The sequence below is a fragment of the Acidovorax sp. KPB24-07 genome, assembly GCF_057543315.1.
This window is the reverse complement of record NZ_BAAJYS010000921.1, coordinates 1-613: the sequence shown is the minus strand read 5'-3', so window position 1 is coordinate 613 and position 613 is coordinate 1. Positions and strand designations below refer to the sequence as shown.

Below are 613 nucleotides of genomic sequence, written 5' to 3'. Positions count from 1 at the left end.
CTTCGGTGCGGCCGTGCCCGCAGCGCCCGCGAAAGGCGCCAGCGGCAACCGCTACGCGCTCTGGGCCCTGGGGTTCGTGGCCGCGGCCGGCCTGCTGGGCAGCGTGCTGCTGTGGCAGCGCCTGAACACCATCCAGGAGCAGCTGGCGCGACAGACCGCCGACTCCGGCACCCAGGCCATCGAAGCCCGCACCCTCGCCCACCAGGCACTGGACGTCTCGCGCGAAACCGCAGCGCGGCTCACCGTGAACGAAACCCGCGTGAGCGAAGTGGCCCTTCAGCGCGCCCAGCTCGAGGAGCTGATGCAGAGCCTGTCGCGCTCGCGCGACGAGAACCTGGTGGTGGACATCGAATCCGGCATCCGCCTGGCCCAGCAGCAGGCCCAGCTGACCGGCAGTCTGGAGCCGCTGGTGGCCGCCCTCAAGAGCGCCAACCAGCGCATCGAACGCGCAGCCCAGCCTCGCCTCGCGCCCCTGTCGCGTGCCATCGGCCGCGACCTGGAGCGCATCGGCGCCGCCCAGGTGACCGACACCGCCGGCCTGCTCGCGCGGCTCGACGATCTGGTGCGACAAGTGGACGAGCTGCCCCTGCAGAACGCCGTCGCCCAGGCCGCG

General features: G+C 72.6%; 1 protein-coding gene. It reads left to right on the top strand.

The window, feature by feature from the left end:
• Nucleotides 1–13 precede the first annotated feature (13 nt).
• Nucleotides 14–613: uroporphyrinogen-III C-methyltransferase (locus tag AC27IQ_RS26685; protein WP_487091493.1), on the top strand; the 600-nt coding region annotated here is incomplete at its 3' end.